Genomic DNA, 18,983 nt, shown 5'->3' with positions numbered 1-18,983 from the left:
GTACGTTCGTTGTCGTTTCATGCTTCGCTGGTCATCGAACTGTACCCTGAACTTTACTGGTATACTGGTTGGCCGCCTACTAACCAATAGTCTGAAAGCTGAGGCAAACGATGCAACCTGACATTGCCACGCTGGGCAGCCTGATCGGAGATGACAGCCGAGCCCATATGCTCACTGCCCTGATGGGTGGTAAAGCTCTGACCGCGACTGAGCTGGCGCTGGAAGCCGACATTACGGCACAGACGGCAACTCGCCATCTGACTCAGCTGGTCACCGGCAAGCTGCTGACGGTGCGTAAGCAGGGGCGTCACAAATACTTCCAGCTCGCCAATCATCAGGTGGCTGACGTGCTTGAATCGTTGTTGACCCTGTCGACTCAACTTACCATTCCCCATATTAAAACCGGTCCGTCTGACCCGGCACTGAGATTCGCAAGAGTTTGTTATGACCATTTAGCCGGAGAGATCGGGGTTCAACTGTACAATGGGCTGGTGACTCAAGGGCTGCTTTTGGATCAGGGAGACGTCACACATCTGACCGATAAGGGCCGCCGATTTTTCTCGAAACAAGGCTTCGATATGGACGCGTATGCAGGCTCAAAGCGCCCGCTGTGTAAGTCGTGCCTGGACTGGAGCGAGCGCACCAACCATCTGGCGGGTTCCATTGGGAAATGGATTTTGCAGGATCTGTTTGAACAGAAAATGGTGACGCGCCGACTGGACTCCCGAGCGGTCACCTTCAGTGATCGAGGCTTAATGCGGTTCAAAGCCCGTTATGGTCTCTGATCGTCTGAGCCATTCAATTTTATTTTAAAAGTCGATAAACCTGAAAATCCTCGCCAACGCTGCAACCACGTCGCACCTGCATACGACATGATGGAAGCAAAGATGTTCAGGAAGGAAAGGCCCGTTCTGGTGCAGCAGGCTTTCGGCAATCTGCTCGCAGCGCAGCGGAGCTGAGTTGCCAATAAGTACACCACTTTGCTTCTATCTTTGCCGCGTTCCTTCCAATACATTCAGATAAACCGACAGGGCAGCGATCTCTTTCTCGTTCATATCGAACACCGGCATTTGTTCAAAGCCCTGCAGCGCCATCTTAATGTCGTCGACTTCAAAGCCTCGAATGTCCACCGTACTCGGTCCTGACCCATCGGCCGCATGGCAACGTTGGCATTGATCGATGTACAGTCCCTGACCCAAAAACAAAAGGTCTGTATCGATTGGCTCGGTGGCCAGGGCAGCGCCTGTCAGCATCGCCACTAACATTCCTTTGATGTTCATCGCTTACTCTGAAATTAAGGATGCTCGCTGTCATCCTGTCAGGCAAAAGTTGCACCTTGATGACATCGGTCTGCTGGGTATGTCAGACTGATCACCCCACGTTTTCATTGAAAATACCGGTACTGAGGTTTTGTGTTTGCATTAGAGATCATTGCGGTCATCGTGACCTTGTTGATCGCCGTGTCCATTGTCTGGAGCACTTTGAAAGTGGGCATTTCACCGATGCCAAGTTCCAGCAAAGCCCGACAGGCCATCATTCAGTTGTTGCCCGAGATGGGTAACAAACCGATTTACGATCTCGGCAGCGGCTGGGGCAGTCTGGTTATTCCGTTGGCGAAAAAACACCCGAACCGGACAATCGTTGGGTACGAAGTGTCGTTTGTCCCTTGGCTGGTCTCTGTGGTACTGAAACGGTTTTTCCGGTTGAGTAATGTACATCTCTATCGACAAAATTTTTTACAGGCCGATTTGTCGGAGGCCGGCGTGCTGATTTGTTATCTGCATACCTGTGGGATGACCGCGTTGGCTGAAAAACTGAAGTCTGAGCGCAGTTGTGAAGGTGTTTTAATCAGCAACACGTTTGGCCTTGGGGACGTTCAGCCAGAACAATCCGTGCAAATTAACGACTTTTATAAATCGCCGATTTATCGCTATCGGTTAAATCGCGATGTTAAATAACCGATGCGGCAGCTTGGATGCGAGTGCAGAGTTCAGCCTTTTGGCCCAAACAACAGCCACAGAATGAAGCCTAATAGGGGCAACAATAGAAGCAAGACAATCCATATCACCTTGGTGCCGGTGCTGGCCCGGCTCTGAACCGTTTTGACAATGCCATAGACGACGCAGATGAGCAGGATAAAACCAAAAAAACCGGTGACTTCAATCGACATGAGTGCTCCTTTTTCAGTGTGTGGATAGCAACCCGGACCCTGTAAACCTTCGCAAGATACGGCATTCGGACGTTGTGCAGTCTAAATCAGCCATCGTCTGGTTGAAAGCGGCCGGGCGAGAATGCCTTCAGATATCAGCGTGGGTTGGCCATCCGGTGATACCAACCAAATTTACTCGAACCTGACTCCGATTCATGGTTCCATAGACGCATTCAACCGTTTGTTGTCGGAGACACCCCATGTCACCCGTGATGATCCTGCTGGTTTCCATGGCTCAGCAGATGAGTATGTTTCTGGTTATCGCTTATCTGCTCAGTAAAACGCCGCTGTTTTTGCCCCTGAGTAACATTTCGGCGCGACTGCCGAACGGGTTGATCATCTATTTTATCTTCTCGGCGTTCTGCATTCTGGCGTCCTTATTCGGTCACACCGTTAACGATGCCATTGCCAATACCCGTGCCGTTGGGGCCGTGCTGGGCGGCTTACTGGGTGGGCCGTTTGTTGGCCTGGCCGTTGGTCTCACTGGTGGGATACATCGATTTACCCTGGGTGGCTTCACCGATGTGGCCTGTGCGGTATCAACCACGCTGGAAGGCTTGCTTGGTGGACTGGTGCATTTGTGGGTGCGCAAGCAGGGGCACTATGAGTCGCAGTTGTTTTCACCCAAACGGGCATTGGTTGTTACCTTTTTCGCCGAAATGCTGCAGATGGCGTTGATTCTGCTGATTGCCCGGCCATTCGACCAGGCTTGGGCACTGGTTCAGCAAATCGCCTTGCCGATGTTGCTGATCAACTCCATTGGCGCAGCCATGTTTATGATGATGATTCAGGACCGTCGCAAGCTGTATAACGAGTTTTCCTCGGCCGGGTCCGATCAGGCTTTGCGATTGACCGAGCGCTTGGTCGGTGTTCTGGGCGACAGGCCCGATCAGGCCAGTGCCCGGCGCATTGCTGACATCATTAAAGAAGAAACCCAAGTCGCCGCCGTGGGCATCACCAACGAAACCGAGGTGTTGGCCTTTGTCGGACTGGGCGATGACCATCACAAGATTGGTGAAACGATAACCTCTGAGCAAACGCTGCAAGCCATTCGTGAAAACCGGGTTGTGTTTGCCGATGGCATCACCACGCCCTACAAGTGCTCGCATAGCCATCGCTGTCCGTTAGGCTCAGCGCTGGTCGTCCCGATCCGGGATGCCGACAATACGGTGATCGGCACGGTGAAACTCTATGAAGGCAAGCGCAGCCTGTTTCAGAGCATTAACCGATCCTTGGGCGAGGGTATCGGTCGAATCATTACTGAGCAGCTCACCATCAGCCAGCATCATGAACAGAAACAGCTGTTGTCTCAGGCTGAATTAAAAGTAGCGCGGGCGCAGGTCAACCCGCATTTTTTGTTCAACGCGCTGAACACCATTAACGCGGTCATCAAGCGTTCGCCGGAAACCGCGCGCAGTCTGGTGTCCGATCTGTCCCTGTTTTTGCGCATCAATCTCAAACGCAATCAGTCGGTGTCAACGCTGGCGCAGGAGCTTGAGCACGCCAATGCCTACCTGCACATCGAACAGGTACGGTTTGCCGATCGGCTGAGTATTGAGCAAACCGTCTCGGATGCGCTACTAACGCAAAATCTGCCGACCTTTACCGTGCAGCCACTGGTTGAAAACGCCATCAAGCATGGCACGTCACAGTTGCTTGAGGGCGGGCAGGTTCGCATATACAGCCGAACCGAGCAGGGCGTTGCGCAGTTGGTGGTGGAGGATAACGCGGGCCGGTATTCACCCACGCCGGGGGCGGAATCTGAAGGGTTGGGCATGAACATTGTCGATACACGGTTAAAGCATCATTTCGGCTCTGAGTTTGGCTTGCAGGTGGAATGCGAGCCGGAACGCTATACTCGGGTCATCGTAACCTTGGCGGGAGTGCCGGCATGAGAGTGTTTATTGTCGACGACGAGATGTTGGCACGGGAGGAGCTGAAAGACCTGCTGGCCGAGTTCGACCAGGTTGAGGTTGTTGGTGAGTTCAGTAATGGTGTGGAATGTTTAAAAGCCTTGCCGAAGCACCGGCCCGATGTGCTGTTTCTGGACATCGAAATGCCGATGATCAGCGGTTTGGAACTGGCCTCGATGATTGACCCGGAGTCGGCGCCGGACATCGTCTTTGTGACCGCTTATGACCAGTTTGCCATTCAGGCGTTCGAGCAAAACGCGGTCGACTACCTGTTAAAACCTGTGCAAAGCGTGCGTTTGCAACAGTGTCTCGAACGGTTATCGCAACGGTCTCAGCAACAGGCGCCGGCGTTTGAACGGTTGGTGCAAGACCGCTGTTTGACGCTCATTCCGTGTCACCAGGGGGCGTCGGCCCGACTGGTTCGCCTGGATGCCTTCGAGTACGCCTACAGCGATGTGGCCGGCGTGCATCTTTGGGATGGGCAAGGGCAGGTGCATACGCATCTGACACTGAAAGTGCTGGAAGATCGGACGCCCATGCTACGCTGCCACCGCCAATACCTGGTGTTGCCGCAAGCGATACGGGAAATCCGCCAGGAAGACGATGGCAACGCTGTGGTGTTAACCATGAGCGGCCAGGAACTCCCGGTCAGCCGGCGCTATTTCAAGGCTCTGCGCGATCTGTTCAGCATCAATTAGGCTGATGGCCTCGAAGTTTGATTGATCCTGTTTGACCCTGTCGCCGTTTAGAATGTTGCGACGGTATATGCCAGCACTCATGCACACGTAACCACTTAAAGCCGATATCGACCGCTCACCACGCTATTTGGCCGCTGACCCATTCTCTCGCTGCGCTTGCGTCAGCAAACCGTAAACTGACCCTCGTACTCATTTTTTTAACCAACTGAAAACAACAATAAACCACGAGGGCTTAATTATGCTTTGGTTCCTGACCAGTGTCGCGCTGTTACTGGGCGGCTATTTCATCTACGGAGCGTTTGTCGAACGCGTCTTTGACATTAAAACTGAGCGGCAGACGCCGGCCTACGCACAACGCGATGGTGTCGATTATCTGCCGATGAAAAAGCGTAAGGTCTACCTGATTCAATTGCTGAATATCGCCGGGGTCGGTCCTATATTCGGGCCCATCATGGGCGCCTTGTACGGTCCGGCGGCAATGCTCTGGATTGTTCTGGGGTGTATCTTTGCCGGTGCCACGCATGACTACTTCTCCGGCATGCTGTCGGTCCGTAATGGTGGGGCATCGGTTCCGAGCATTGTCGGTCGATACCTGGGCAATACCGCTCGCCACTTCATGAACCTGTTTGCGCTGGTGTTGTTGATTCTGGTCGGTGTGGTCTTCGTCAGTGCGCCAGCCGGCATGTTGACCAACCTGATCAACGATCAGACCGGTCTGACCGTCACTCTGGGCATGATGGTGATCTTTATCTTTGCCTATTACATCATCGCCACCATTGTCCCCATCGACAAAATCATCGGTCGCCTGTATCCGTTCTTCGGCGCGTTGCTGATTTTCATGTCAGTCGGTTTGATTACTGCCGTGGCGTTTTCGTCTGAACATCAGGTGATGGGCTCGTTCGCGATGTCTGACATGTTCACCAACATGAACCCGAACGATCTGCCACTGTGGCCGGCACTGTTCATCACCATTGCCTGTGGTGCCATCTCCGGCTTCCACGCCACCCAATCCCCACTGATGGCTCGCTGCATGGAAAACGAAGCCAACGGTCGCTTTGTGTTCTACGGTGCCATGATTGGTGAAGGTGTCATCGCGCTGATCTGGTGTGCCATTGCCCTGTCGTTTTTCGGTAACATTGACGGTCTGCAGGAAGCCGTTGCCAATGGCGGCCCTGGTAATGTGGTGTATACCTCATCCTTCGGTTTGCTCGGTGTGTTCGGTGGTATCCTGGCGTTCCTCGGCGTGGTCATTCTGCCGATTACCTCGGGTGATACCGCCTTCCGTTCCAGCCGTCTGATTCTGGCCGAGTACTTTAACTTCGATCAGAAACCGATCCGTAACCGTCTGATCGTGGCGCTGCCTATCTTCCTGATTGGCGGCATCCTGACTCAGGTCGACTTCGGCATCATCTGGCGTTACTTCGGCTTTGCCAACCAGACCACCGCCGTGTTCATGTTGTGGACCGCCAGCGCGTACCTGCTGCGTCACAATAAACTGCACTGGATCACATCTGTACCGGCACTGTTCATGACCACCGTGGTGGTGACCTTTATCATGAACTCATCGACGCTGGGCTTTGGTTTGCCAATGGCACTGTCAACGGGTCTGGGTGTGATCGCTGCGGTCGGTATCATCACTCTGTTGATCACTCGCTATAAAGGCATTGGTGATGACACCGTTGATCCTGAACTGGTGGCTGTTGAAAACATCGATGTGGTTTGCCAGCCGACGCAGAGCGAAGTGTGATGTCGATGTGATCGCTGTCGGAGCCTAAAGTTCCGACAGAAGATTCCTTGAAACCAGCCTCTATTGAGGCTGGTTTTTTGTTTTACACAGTGGCTTCAAGCCTTTTGTTTTACATTAGCTTGGGTCAGAATGGCGGGCTTGTTTCGCGGTGCCATTCTGTAAAGCGGGTGGTACGCGAGAGTTTTTGCGAGTTTCGAGAGTATCATGCGCCGTACCGATTCTATCAGCCCTCTGACACCCAGCACCGCCAAACACGCCTGGTTAAGCCGGTATCCGGTTAAAGAGCGGATATTCATCTATTACATGTCGTTTTTTGCCGCGATTTCTCTGCTCACGGTGCTCACCAACTCGCTGTTCGGATTCGCTTTTTCCTACAACATTAAATGGCTGATTATTTTGGTGTTTTGCACCGTCATGGTTGCATTGGCACTGCGTCAGGTCTGGACGCCATGGGTGCACCGCATCGGAATTTATCTGCTGACGTTGGTGATACTTCCCGGGGCTTGGTTGTCCAGTTCTGGTTTGACGTCACCGGCGATTGTCTATTCCATTGCCATGCTTCTGTTAATCAACTTTCTGACGACCGGTCTGGAACGATTCATTCTGAATTTGATGTTGATTGCTATCAACCTGGCGTTGATTGCCCTCTATTATGTCCATCCGGATTTGTATTGGAGTATGGCGCCGGAAGAACAGCTTTTAGACTGGATGGCGAATGTGGCCGTGATGTTCGTGTTCATTGCACTGCAGTTGAGCGTGCTTGAACGAGCATATGAACGTGAACGGATGGCCAATCAGGAAAAGACAGAACGCCTTGAGCGTCTGTCCCATACCGATCCGCTGACCGGTGTGGATAATCGATTACATCTAGAACAGGACATCGACGCCTGCATCGTGCAGGCGCGTCAAAGTCAAACAACGTTCGCGGTGTTGATTATGGACTTGGATCATTTTAAACGCTTCAACGATTTTTACGGTCATCTGCAAGGCGATGAATGCTTGAAAACCATTGGCAGCCTACTGCTGAGAACGGTGAAACGAGACAGCGACCGGGTGTACCGTTTTGGTGGCGAAGAATTTTTGGTGTTGTTGCCGCAAACAGATCTCAACGCTGCCCAAGCCCTGGCTGAACAGGTTAGGGCGCAGATCAAGGCGGCTGCGATCCCGCACGAGCAGTCGTTGTCCTCAACCGTTCTAACGACCACGATTGGGGTCGCCGAGTACGATGATACGATCACCAGCGCTGCCGCAATGATTGCCCGCGCTGATACCGCTTTGTATGAGGGAAAGCGTGCCGGGCGAGATCAGGTTTGTGTTTGGTGTGCTTAGCTCATGCTCTGTCGCTTTTCAGGTTCGCTATGACGAAAGCCCAGTCACGGTATTGCAATGAATACTTAAGGCGCTGTACTGTGCAGTGATTAATCAACAGGCGCGTCGGATGAAATCAGACCAAACGTCGGAACTCAGCTGTCGGTGCGGACAAGTCTCCCTGATCGTCTATCAACAACCGATCATCAGTGTGGAGTGCCTGTGTCGGGATTGTCAGCAAGCCGGTCGCTTGTTTAAAACCTTACCGGACGCGCCAGCCATTATGGATAACAACAACGCCACCCGGTTTGAGCTGTATCGAAAAGACCGGGTGACCTGGCAGCTGGGAGAGGCGAATTTGAAAGAGCATCGCCTGACGGCAGACTCAGATACCCGGCGGGTGATTGCAACATGCTGCAACACACCGATGTTTCTGGAGTTCACCAAAGGCCATTGGCTGAGTATCTATGGCGCCTTGTGGGCCGCAGAGACATTGCCACCATTGGCGCTGCGGACAATGACTAAAGACGCGCCAGCTTCGGTCTCACTGCCGAACGATGTGCCTAATCCAAACACCCATAATGTCGCGTTCTTTTACCGTTTACTTCGTGCCTGGGCGGCTATGGGGTTTCGCTCACCTAAAGTCAAATATGTGCACGGTTCGCTAACCCTGCCTCCCGGTTAACTGTGGGTGTTTATAGCCCGCCAGGTATCTGTGATAGACTGCACATCTCATCCGCGGGGTCGGCCCGCGTTCTTTCCGATAGTTCTGAATGTGAGTATTAAACTGAATGGCTCGTGTCACTCTGAGAGACGTCGCCGAAAAAGCCGGCGTGTCGGTTGCTTCTGTTTCGAATGTGCTGAATGGTCGAACGGAAAAGGTCACCGCCAAAACGGCGCAACGCATCGTGGATGTGGCGCGGGAGCTCGGCTATGCCAAAGACTTTAATGCGGCCGCACTGAAAACCGGCTCGAGTAACATTGCACTGGTACTGATGCCGGCGATTCATACCGATGACCCCGATATGCAACTGATGGATGGCTCACCGTTCTTCAACGATCTACTGGCCGGTATTGAAAAAGGCGCATCCGTCAGCCACCTTCAGTTCAGTTTTATTCGTATGGGCCATGAGTCCGAAGCGAAAGCGCTGTTGAATGGACCGGAGCCTCAGGGTGTGATCGTCGTCGGTCGGTTGAAAGACGAGATTCAACAGGTGATTGCCAAGTGGCGGTTTAAAACCATCGTTGTCGATAACGGTGATTTTTTCCGTCAGTTTTCCGCGCATGAACGCCTAATCAATTTCTGTGTCGATGATCGGGTGATGGGTCAATTAGCGGTTGAGCATCTGATTAATCTGGGTCATCGTCACCTGGTGTTGTTGTTCGGTGCTTTGGATGCGTCATCGGTTCACCAGGATCGTTTTCTCGGTATTCAACAATGGTTGGAAGCGCAGGACCGTTCCGATGTGACGCTCGAGTTGGTGGAATGCGGCGTAAATTATTCCGATGCTCAGCAGGCCTTTCCGGCGGTTGAATCCAAGCTGAAAAAAGGTGCCACCGCGGTGGTATGCATGGCTGATATTCTGGCTTTGGGTTGCTATCGTGCGGCGACTGAAGCCGGCTACTCGATCCCTCAGGACTTTTCTCTCACCGGTATGGATGGCTTGCAGATTCTGCAGTACATGCCGTACCAGTTAACGACGGTGAATCAGCAGGTGATACAGCGCGGGTTCAGCGCGGTGCAATCGCTGGTGACGCATCGGCCCATCGATAAACCGGATATTTCGTTAACGGTTGGCAATACGACTCGCGCAATTGAGCGTGAATGAGCCGATACCCATCACTTTCATGTTACTGAGAAGTCATGCTTTAACCATCGTCATGACGGTTGTTTTTGACTCATAAAAAAAGAGCGCCGAGGCGCTCTTTATTATTAATGGTGTTGTCGATTCGCTTGAATCAAATCGGCGTTATTGTGAAATAAACACCTGGCCACCAATGGCCGGCAACGTCAGTGTGATTTCACCGCTGGCAGGAACCGCCAGAGCCTCTGAGCTCAACGCATCGTTGAAGTTCAGGCTCGCCAGGTCATCTACCGTGAAGGTCACTTCTGATGTTTCTGCGGCGTTATTGAACGCGGTAATTGCATGGGTCCCGTTCAGTTCACGAACCAGTACAATGACATTTTCGTCAGCATACACGGGCGCGTCGATGCTACCGGTGCGCAACACAGCGTTATCGTTACGCATTTGGATCAGCGCTTTGAAGTCATCCAGCAGTGCCATATCCGGGTTGCCGCCTTCATCGGCCCACGGATAGGTAGCGCGGTTGTATGGATCTTCGCCGCCGGTGACACCCACTTCATCACCATAGAAAATCGCTGGGGCACCTGGATATGCCATCTGGAACAGAACCGCCAGTTTCAGACGGGTTTTGGCTTCGGCAACCGCTTCTGCGGAGCTTTCTGGTCCGGTGTACCCGAAGTGGTGCAGGGCACGGGCCGCATCGTGTGTCGACAGCAAGTTCATCAATGCGTAGAACGCTTCCTGCGGATAGTTTTCGCGCATCAGTTCCAGGTTCTGGTACATCTCTTCAGCTGATTCACCCGCTGCAAAATCCTGAACCGCATTACGGAAGATGTAGTTCATGGTGGAGTCGAACATGTCACCGAGCAGATGTTTGGATGCATCGAACCAGGTTTCGGCCACGGTCAGTGCGTCGGCGTCGTTGGCTTTAACCACGTCGCGCCATTCGCGCCAGAACTCATCGGACACCCAAGGCGCCACATCCATGCGCCAGCCGGAGGCACCTTTGTCGAGCCACATGTTGGTTACAGAGTCGGCATCGCCATAGGCATAGGCTTTCCAACTGTCAGACTCATTCAGGTTTGGCAGACTGTCGACACCCACCCAGCCTTCATACATGGCTTCGGGTGTTGTGCCTGCCGGGTCGAAGGTATACCAGTCGTAGAACGGTGAGCTTTCCTGAATCGTTTCGCCTTCGAAGGCGCCAAGCTCAGCGAAGTTTTCGTAACGGTCAAAGTATTTGGAGTCCGAACCGGTATGGTTCAACGACGTGTCCAGAATCACCCGGATACCGCGATTACTGGCTTCGGTGGTCAGTGTTTCAAACAGAGCGTTGTCACCAAAGTTATCGTCGATGTTTTTGTAATCAGCGGTGTCGTACTTGTGGTTACTGGCCGCTTCAAAAATCGGGTTGATGTACAGGGTGTTTACGCCCAGGTCCGCCAGATAATCGAGCTTTTCAACGATACCCTGCAGGTCACCGCCGAAGAAGTCGTTGTTGTAGAACTCGTCAGAGCCATCGCCTGTTCCCGGTACCCAAGGAGCATCGTTCCAGTCGGAGTGAACTTCAACGGCCTCGCCCAGAATGGTGTCTTGGCCAACGGTGGGATCATTGCTGGTATCACCATTGCGGAACCGCTCTGGGAAGATGTAGTAGTAGATGGCGTTTTTCGACCACTCCGGTACGGCGAATGTACCGTCGTAAGAGCTGTGACGGTAGCGGCGTACGGCATCAGTATCCGATGGTTGAAACGCGATCATGCTTTCGCCGCCAGAGCCCTTTTCCGGAGTCCAGTACACGCTGAAGTCATTGTTGTGCACGATGTAGGTTTCACCGTTAGCAACGACTTCAAAGTAGTAACCGTAAACCGCGACATCCGGGAAGGTGTAGCTGGCTTCCCAGCGCTCGCCTTCAGCCGTGACGACTTTGGCCATCGGATCCTTGGTCAGTTCGGTATAGCTGAACTCATCGTAGTTGCCGACCAGTGTGCGCTCTTCAATGACCAGTGTGGCACTGGTCAGACCAGCATCGGCTGTCAACGCAAAGCTGACTTTTCGCCTTGGGGACAGCCCGAAGGGTGTTGAAGGTCTCATCCCGAGAGTCATAACGCACACTCAGCGCCAGCTCATCGGTGACCGGTGGAATCGTGCGATCAATAAACGTCTGTTCACCAACGTTCAGAACCGGGTTTTCACCGTTTTCATCAAAGGTGATCTTAAAGGTGTAATCGCCTTCGAACTGGAAAGACAGGTTTGGCGCATCGCCGCCTTCTGTCACCGTGTTAGACATCAACGAAAAGTCGCTGTCAAAGCTTACGGTCGTGTTACCGGTTGCGCCACCAAAGGTGGTGTCAGCGGCCCAGTTTTCATCGGCCACTTTAAACTCGCTGGCACCGGTGTAGCTGACGTTCAGGTAGTAAGCGTCACAAGCATACTGGAACTGGGACTCAGCACTTGCCGCCCAGCCATTGAGGCCACCGCGCAGGAACAGGTCTTCTTCAAATGGCGCCGGTACACAGCTTTCTACGGTCAGCGTTGGGTTATCAACGGATTCACTTAAATCGAGAACCAGGCGATTGGTGTCATCGAAGGTGTAGCTGATGTTGCCACCGGACGGTGCCAGCGCAAAGCTCTCATTCAGTATGGGTGTGCTGGTTCCTGCAGCGGCACCCCAGTCATAAGGTGACCAGCCTTCGCTACCGAACTTAAAGGTTTGTGATCCGGGTATGCTGGTCACGAGTTCATATCGGCCACCGCAAACGTGGGCAAACTCGTATTCATAGTTGGCTTGCCAGCCATTCGGGCCACCCAACAGGTAAAGTGCTTCATCGCCAATCGGGCTTTCACAGCTGGCGACGGGCTCGTCTGGCAGTTCACAGGCGGTACCGTCGTCGTTCAGGACTTCCGGAGCGCTACAGGTGATAGGCGTGTCTGTATCAGGATCAGGGTTGGAGTTCGTGGATTCGTCATTACAGGCACTCAACCAAAGGCTGGTACTGATCATGACGGCCACTGCGAGTGGTGATCGCACAGCGGACAGATGCATAGGAGTTCTCCATGAATGGATTATTGTTGTTAATTAACTAGGTTAAACGTTTAACCTTATTTTCAGAGTACCAAATCGCTGTCCGGCGCGAAGGTCTATTTTGAGATTTGTGGAGTTTGAGTGGAGGGGTGGAAGGGTGGAGTACTGTCAGCTTCGTGCAAGGGCTTGAAAGGCACTCGGCCAACACGCACCGTTCATCGGTAGGGTGTCGGCCGTCTAAAGATTAGTGTTGCGCGGAAATCACCGGCCAGCCATCCATAAACCGCAGGCGGGCGATGGCCAGTTCGGGATAACCGTTGCGATCCCGGTTATAGATGTGCCAGGCCATAGCCCAGTCACCATTATCGAGCTGAAACACATCCTGACCGCCGCCGAAGCCCTGTACACGACCTTCAGACCGGTCGGTCCACACAAGGTTGCCACCGCCATCCAACATGCGGATGCCAAGATCATCCTCGTATGGGCCGGTCACCTGGGTTGAACGCCCGACAATCACTTTATAGGTGCTGTTGGAGTCTGCACAGCAGCGGTCGATGGACGCGAACAGATAATAGAACCCATCGTGATAGGCCAGCGCCGGCGCTTCGATGGGGTTGTGACGTACGCCAGGGCGAGAGGCCAGCGATACCGGTTCCGAGTCGGCAAATGGCTTCATGGTCTCAGGGTCAACTTCCCGCAGTTTTAAGCCACTCCAGTAAGAGCCGTAAGCCAACCACAGTCGACCGGTTTCGGGGTCTTCAAACAGGTTTGGGTCAATGGCGTTGAAATCGTCGTCGGCTGTGCTGGCGAGTACCGCACCTTCATCCACCCAATTATTGTCGGCAAGCGAGTCGGTCGAGGCCAGTCCAATGACCGAGTGGTTCCGTCCAAAGGTGGAGACGGCATAGTACAGATAGGTTCGGCCGTCGTATTGAAACACATCCGGTGCCCAGACACTGGTACCGGAATAGTCCGGTACGTACTGCGTCCACCAATCGTCTCGCATGGTTCGAATCAAGTTCCAGGGCAGTGCCGGCCGATAGGTCTTTTGCCAGCTCAGTCCATCTTCGGACACGTTCAGCCCGATACCATCGGCCGTATAAAAGCTGTACCAGGTTCCGTCTTCGACGGTGATGGCCGGGTCATGAGTAAACAGCTCGCCACTTACCGGCCATTGGCCAATGGTTACCGCGTCGGCTGAATCGCTTTCCTCGGTGGTAGCGTTGGTCGTCGTTGCTGTAGATTCCATGGTGCTGGACGTGTCGAATACGGCGCACGAGGACAGTATCGCTAACGAGGTGATAAGCATAAGGGAGTGTCGCATAGGCTCATTCCAATCAGTTGAGATGCTGCAAAAGTTTGAAGCGCCGAATGAACGGTGTAAATTTCCAGAACACGACATAGCCGGTGGCTACATGATTACAGGCGGGTTTTCCATGTCATCTGGCGTGCGTTTCCGCAACCATGGATCGTGGCAATAATGTTGGTGTTGAAATCTGACATTCCGTTTTGCCACGTCACCGTCACATAACAATAAGGAGAGCCTCGATGTTGCGTTGGGGATTGATCGGTCCGGGACGCATAGCCCGGCAGTTTGCCGAAGCCTTACCGGCTACTCATTCAGAACTGCATGCGGTACACAGCAGCAATGCCGAACGGGCAGAAACGTTTGCGAACACGTACAAGGCACCATTGCATTTTACCGACCTGCAAGCGTTTCTGGCCTGCGAAGAGATTGATGTCGTCTACATCGCCAATCCGCATCGGTTTCATCACGACTCAGTAGAGCAGGTACTGTGTGCGGGTAAACCGGTGTTGTGTGAAAAACCATTGACCGTCACCGAAGCTCAGGCTAAGCGCCTGACCGATCTGGCAAAAGAAAAAAATGTCTTCCTGATGGAAGCCCTGTGGACTCGGTTTTTACCGGCTTGGCAACAGACTAAGCAATGGATTGAAGACGGTCGGATTGGTGACATTCAGTATCTTCAGTCCAGCTTTGGTTTCCCGGTACCGCGTGACCCGAACGACCGGTTGTTAAATCCGGAATTGGCCGGTGGTGTGCTGCTGGACATGGGTGTCTATAACGTCTCAATGTCTCAGTTTGTCATGCAAACCGAACCGGATCGAATCATCAGCGATGTGTTTGTCGGAGAAACGGGAGTCGATGAACGCACGAGTGTCATACTGGGGTTTGGCGATGTCGTCAGCCAGTTCACTTGTGGATTTACAACCACCTACGACAACGCGTTCAGCATTCACGGGACGACGGGTGTGATTCGGGTACCGTCTATGTTTTGGGCAGCCACCCGAGCCGAGCTGCACCCCAACGAGGGGGCGGTGGATGTGTTTGAACAGCCACACTGGCGTAATGGCTTTGAGTATCAGATCCAGGAAGTGGAACAGTGCCTGGCGGAGGGGCAATTACAAAGCAACATCATCCCATGGGCGGACACATTGACCACCCTGCGGATCATGGATACGGTTCTCCAGCGGGCCGGGGTGCGGTACCCGTTTTTGTCATGAAAACTGCCCGCTGAAAGATGCGAGCGCATCACCAGTCCTGCACGGCCGTCAACGCAAGTGCAGGGCTGGTAGGCTAAATCATTGTTTGCCTTCATCGTCCTCGATTCAACCGCAAAGCAAAAGGCTCGGCAGCGTGCTTAGCGATTGAGAAAGAGTGCCCCTTTTATAGGAAGTTGTTGTGAAATAGGTTCGACGACAGGACTTGCCATCGGTGAGCTTCCTCTCAAACGGTTTTACAGTGTGTTTGGCATTGCCTCCCTATTTAAATGGTTGGTTACCCTTTGGGTGGGTCAGGGTAATCAATGCATAGTTAGCCGCCTTTTAAGAAGCTTGTTTCAGTCAATCAACGGGTGCTGTGAAAGGCCCCAAGTTGCTTTCTAAAGTCCGTTTTTCTGCTTAACTTATAGGAACGGATTTTTCCTGGAGCATGCTGGATGGAGCGAACCCCGCTTTACGCAAAACAACCCATTCTGAATACCGACCTCTGTACGACTGGCTACGAACTGCTTTTCCGGCCCACACAACAACTGGGCGTCATAAACGGTAATGCCGCGACCGCATCCGTTTTCTTGAATGCTCTAACGCTGTATGACCCCTATTTGCTCGACACCAGCCTGAGTCTGTATCTGAACTGTACGTTCGACTGGTTAAGGAGCGATATCCCGCTGGAACGAGAAAACCTGGTTCTTGAAGTATTGGAAACAGTCGAAAATACCAACGAGCTTATCCCTGCATTGACGGCCGCGAAAGAGCGGGGGTTTAAAATAGCGCTAGACGATTTCCATTTGAGTTTGGACACCAGGGCTCTTTTATCCATAGCGGACATCGTTAAAGTCGATGTCCAGTCAATGAGTGAAGGTGAGTTGCAAAAACTTGTTCGTCAACTTGAGTTAACCAAAGGCTTCAACGGCCAGTTGCTCGCTGAAAAAGTTGAGAGATACGAAGAATATGAGCTTTGCAAAGGGCTGGGTTTTACCCTGTTTCAGGGGTACTTTTTTGCAAGACCCGAAGTCATCGAAGGGGTAAAGCTTCAATCCAGCATCGTTTCTGCGTCCAATCTGTTAGTCGAATTATCTAAGCCCGAGCCTTCCATCAGCGAGCTCGAAGACTGGTTGAAAAAGGACGTGATCTTAACCGCACGAATTCTGGCACTGGTGAATAACAGCCACCTCAGTGCGGGAAAAGAGATAGAAAGCATCCGGCATGCCGTCGTTTTGTTGGGTTTGGATAGACTGGCCAAGGTGCTGAGCATTGTCATCATGACCGAGTTAACCGAGCAACCTGATGAGCTGGTACGGCAAGCCATTGTCACCGCATTTGCAATGGAAAACATTGCCATTGAACATCAGGTACTTTCTCCTGGTCTGTGGTTTTTGATTGGGTTTTTCTCCAAGCTGGACGTACTTTTTGGCTTGTCTTTTGATGATATTTTTAAACAGATTCCCGTCGCAGAGGAAATTAAAAACAGTGTCCAACATCGAAATACCGAGGCCGCCCGGTTTTTGTCCCTCGTAGAAAGCCTGATTATCGGAGATTGGGATTGCCTTAACGGAAACGAAGAACTTGAACAAATCGTTTTCAACTGCCTGTTAAAAGCAGAGCAGGAGTACTTAACCTACTGCGCGTCTTGATTGATTAATATGATTGAGTTGACCGACCGCACTGGTCGTAGGTCAACAACCCGGACTATAATTTTACGGGTCAGATTTTAGTTTTTCGTTAACGTGCCACCCGACTTGGCATGTGTTTAATGAATAGAAGTAATCTGTACGCCGTTGACACCGGTCTGTTCTTTGTTCAGGGACTGTTGATAGGTTAATGGTTGGCTACAGGCAAAATGACACCCTCTTGATAGGAACACCGGAACACAATGGCATCCGCACACAACTACGATCACCTCGTTCACATCCAAAGCCATGATGAGCTGAAGCATTACGAGCTGATCCCGAACGTCGTCTGGTTTTTTGACCTGGATAAGCATGGCTGGTGGTGGGGTAACCCGGCGGCTGTTAAGTTCTGGGGGCTGGACTCGCTCCAGCAACTGATCGATAAAGATCTTTCCGGCGATACGCAGGGCGCGCGGGACCGAACCCGGCAAACTTTCGACCTGGCAGCAGCAGAAGGCCTCACCGTCGATCCGTGGACGACGTACCCCAACGGCAAACCCAAAACTCTGTTGATGATGCACCGAGCCGTGCTGCTCGGGCCTGAAAAACACCGCGGTATCATCGCTTTCATAAACGAAGAGGTGAAACTGGGTGAACAACCTGAGAACTTGCTGTTGATGGAGGCCATGCGCTACACCCGCGTACCGGCCACCACCTTTACCCTGGAAGGTCAGCCCGTGGTCGAAAACCCGGCCGCAACCGATACCTATCCGCCAGCGCAATTTAATTCAACGGCGCAATGCCCGTTTGTGGCCCGTTTCGCTAACGTCAATGAAGGGTTGGCTTGTCTGGAGAAGATTCAGGCTGGTGAAGAAGGGCGATGGGACTACATCATGCAGACCAGTCACGGGCATCGACGCCACAGCCTCGATATTCGCCGTACCCGGCATCCTCTGAATGGCGATTTTCTGTTTTTGGTCGTGGAGTACGACTTCACCGAACGGTTTGAAGCCTTACAGGCCGTCGAAGACGCCCGTGCCCGACTGCACGACATGGCCATGAAAGACGCCCTGACCGGCGTACATTCTTTACGTTACATGCAGGAAGCCGTGCAGACCCAAATAGCCCACGCCGCCCGGCACCATCACAAACTTTGGCTCATCTTTGTTGACCTGGACGAGTTTAAAGCTGTAAACGACCAGCTCGGCCATGCCGCCGGTGACACCGTACTGCGCGAAGTCGCCCAGCGACTGCAGTCGGCCGTGCGCAATGAAGACCTGTTGGCCCGCATCGGCGGAGATGAGTATGTGGTGTTGCTGTCCGATGCCGACGCTGAAGCCGATGCTCAAGCCGTCGCTGAACGATTCATGGAGGTTCTGAAAAAGCCCATTACCGTGCTCGATCACACCCTATACGTCAGCGCCAGCATGGGCATTGCGCAGTTTCCGAATGACGGCGAGGATATGGATGCGTTGTTGAAAGCGGCGGATAAGGCGATGTACCGGGTGAAGCATGGTGGGAAGAATGGGTTTGTGTTTGCTGAGGGGTAGGGTCAAGCTCATCATATTATTAATTCACTTTGATGATCTTCAATCTTCATTAGTAAAGGTCGCGAACTTATGAATCTTCAAGGGTTAGCTAGACACCATTCAGTTAGATAAACTAACACAAAGAGAATTGCTCATTCCCAATCCATTTTCCAGTTCGCGGGAGAGTGGTTTTTCAAAGCTTTTGATATGGGCGGCGCACTTCGGACGTTTTTTTCCAGCAGGGTCATACAAGCGACACTGTTTTCAAGGCCATGCCCTAGGAAGGTATCCAAGGAAATTATATAGATTGGAACCAACCGGTGGCTTTTCTATCCGATCTAATCTCAAGCATTCTAATAAAGAATCTTCGGCCCTAGACTTAGGGGCCGAAACCACTGACGAGACCAAAACCTTACCAACAATAAAAGTCTTGGCCTCTTTTTTCTTGATTCAGCATGCGGTCGACTGAACCGAATCAGCAAGCCTCTCAGCGATCGATCATCCTTATTGGTTGTCAAACGCCCGGAAGCTGAGAGAAGACGGCGTTCTCTTGATCGCCCCGGGATTCAACAACGACATGCCGTAGAATCATCAAAGCTCCGTTCTGATACAGAGTGGT

The 18,983-nt window shown here is 52.5% G+C and carries 16 protein-coding genes; 11 read left to right on the top strand and 5 right to left on the bottom strand.

All coding sequences use genetic code 11. The annotated features are described in order from the left end of the window. Nucleotides 1-110: 110 nt before the first annotated feature. Nucleotides 111-785: an ArsR/SmtB family transcription factor gene (locus MED297_RS07755; RefSeq protein WP_008043836.1), complete on the top strand. Its 675-nt coding sequence runs from the start codon at nt 111-113 to the stop codon at nt 783-785. Nucleotides 786-986: 201 nt separating this feature from the next. Here MED297_RS07755 and MED297_RS07750 read toward each other — a convergent pair whose 3' ends face one another. Continuing rightward, the gene (locus MED297_RS07750; protein WP_008043834.1) at nt 987-1,280 is read right to left on the bottom strand and encodes a c-type cytochrome; all 294 of its coding nucleotides are present in this window, start codon (nt 1,278-1,280) and stop codon (nt 987-989) included. 132 nt (nt 1,281-1,412) lie between these two features. Between MED297_RS07750 and MED297_RS07745 the strand changes: the two genes are divergently transcribed. Next, nucleotides 1,413-1,958 carry a class I SAM-dependent methyltransferase gene (locus MED297_RS07745; RefSeq protein ID WP_008043832.1) on the top strand — a complete coding sequence of 182 codons (546 nt, stop codon included), beginning with the start codon at nt 1,413-1,415 and terminating at the stop codon, nt 1,956-1,958. A 32-nt stretch (nt 1,959-1,990) separates the two neighbouring features. Here the strand turns inward: MED297_RS07745 and MED297_RS07740 are convergent, their stop codons facing one another. Continuing rightward, nucleotides 1,991-2,170: a PLDc N-terminal domain-containing protein gene (locus MED297_RS07740; RefSeq protein ID WP_008043831.1), complete on the bottom strand. Its 180-nt coding sequence runs from the start codon at nt 2,168-2,170 to the stop codon at nt 1,991-1,993. Nucleotides 2,171-2,409: 239 nt separating this feature from the next. Here MED297_RS07740 and MED297_RS07735 point away from each other — a divergent pair, with 239 nt between their 5' ends. The 6 genes from MED297_RS07735 to MED297_RS07710 all read left to right on the top strand — a co-directional run bounded on the left by MED297_RS07735 (nt 2,410) and on the right by MED297_RS07710 (nt 9,704). After that, nucleotides 2,410-4,104: a sensor histidine kinase gene (locus MED297_RS07735; protein WP_008043830.1), complete on the top strand. Its 1,695-nt coding sequence runs from the start codon at nt 2,410-2,412 to the stop codon at nt 4,102-4,104. Continuing rightward, nucleotides 4,101-4,820, top strand: a complete 720-nt coding sequence (gene btsR / locus MED297_RS07730) for a two-component system response regulator BtsR (protein WP_008043829.1) — start codon at nt 4,101-4,103, stop codon at nt 4,818-4,820. The genes MED297_RS07735 and btsR overlap by 4 nt, the downstream gene beginning before the upstream one ends. A 238-nt stretch (nt 4,821-5,058) precedes the next feature. Next, nucleotides 5,059-6,567, top strand: a complete 1,509-nt coding sequence (locus MED297_RS07725) for a carbon starvation CstA family protein (RefSeq protein ID WP_008043828.1) — start codon at nt 5,059-5,061, stop codon at nt 6,565-6,567. A gap of 204 nt (nt 6,568-6,771) precedes the next feature. Then, a complete protein-coding gene (locus MED297_RS21160; protein ID WP_008043827.1) occupies nt 6,772-7,896 on the top strand; it encodes a GGDEF domain-containing protein in 1,125 nt (374 codons plus the stop codon). 109 nt (nt 7,897-8,005) lie between these two features. Then, nucleotides 8,006-8,560, top strand: coding sequence for a GFA family protein (locus MED297_RS07715; protein ID WP_008043826.1), 555 nt, complete (start codon nt 8,006-8,008; stop codon nt 8,558-8,560). 106 nt (nt 8,561-8,666) lie between these two features. Continuing rightward, nucleotides 8,667-9,704, top strand: a complete 1,038-nt coding sequence (locus MED297_RS07710) for a LacI family DNA-binding transcriptional regulator (RefSeq protein WP_008043825.1) — start codon at nt 8,667-8,669, stop codon at nt 9,702-9,704. Between the two features lie 141 nt (nt 9,705-9,845). Here the strand turns inward: MED297_RS07710 and MED297_RS07705 are convergent, their stop codons facing one another. From MED297_RS07705 to MED297_RS07695, 3 genes are all read right to left on the bottom strand, one after another. Then, nucleotides 9,846-11,774 carry a glycoside hydrolase family 13 protein gene (locus tag MED297_RS07705; RefSeq protein ID WP_161599283.1) on the bottom strand — a complete coding sequence of 643 codons (1,929 nt, stop codon included), beginning with the start codon at nt 11,772-11,774 and terminating at the stop codon, nt 9,846-9,848. Continuing rightward, entirely contained in the window at nt 11,677-12,726 is a 1,050-nt protein-coding gene (locus MED297_RS07700) for an early set domain-containing protein (protein ID WP_008043822.1), read from the bottom strand. The genes MED297_RS07705 and MED297_RS07700 overlap by 98 nt, the downstream gene beginning before the upstream one ends. Nucleotides 12,727-12,949: 223 nt before the next feature. Next, nucleotides 12,950-14,029: a glycoside hydrolase family 43 protein gene (locus MED297_RS07695; RefSeq protein WP_161599282.1), complete on the bottom strand. Its 1,080-nt coding sequence runs from the start codon at nt 14,027-14,029 to the stop codon at nt 12,950-12,952. Between the two features lie 224 nt (nt 14,030-14,253). Between MED297_RS07695 and MED297_RS07690 the strand changes: the two genes are divergently transcribed. The 3 genes from MED297_RS07690 (at nt 14,254) to MED297_RS07680 (ending at nt 18,385) form a co-directional block, all read left to right on the top strand. Continuing rightward, on the top strand, nt 14,254-15,228 hold the full coding sequence (locus MED297_RS07690; protein WP_008043819.1) for a Gfo/Idh/MocA family protein: 975 nt from the start codon (nt 14,254-14,256) through the stop codon (nt 15,226-15,228). A gap of 434 nt (nt 15,229-15,662) precedes the next feature. Further along, nucleotides 15,663-16,859 carry an EAL and HDOD domain-containing protein gene (locus MED297_RS07685; RefSeq protein ID WP_008043818.1) on the top strand — a complete coding sequence of 399 codons (1,197 nt, stop codon included), beginning with the start codon at nt 15,663-15,665 and terminating at the stop codon, nt 16,857-16,859. A 239-nt stretch (nt 16,860-17,098) separates the two neighbouring features. Then, nucleotides 17,099-18,385, top strand: coding sequence for a GGDEF domain-containing protein (locus MED297_RS07680; protein ID WP_008043817.1), 1,287 nt, complete (start codon nt 17,099-17,101; stop codon nt 18,383-18,385). The last annotated feature ends 598 nt before the right edge of the window (nt 18,386-18,983 follow it).

Origin of the sequence: Reinekea blandensis MED297 (genome assembly GCF_000153185.1) — a bacterium.
GTDB lineage: Bacteria > Pseudomonadota > Gammaproteobacteria > Pseudomonadales > Natronospirillaceae > Reinekea > Reinekea blandensis.
This window is presented reverse-complemented; position numbering and strand designations above follow the sequence as displayed.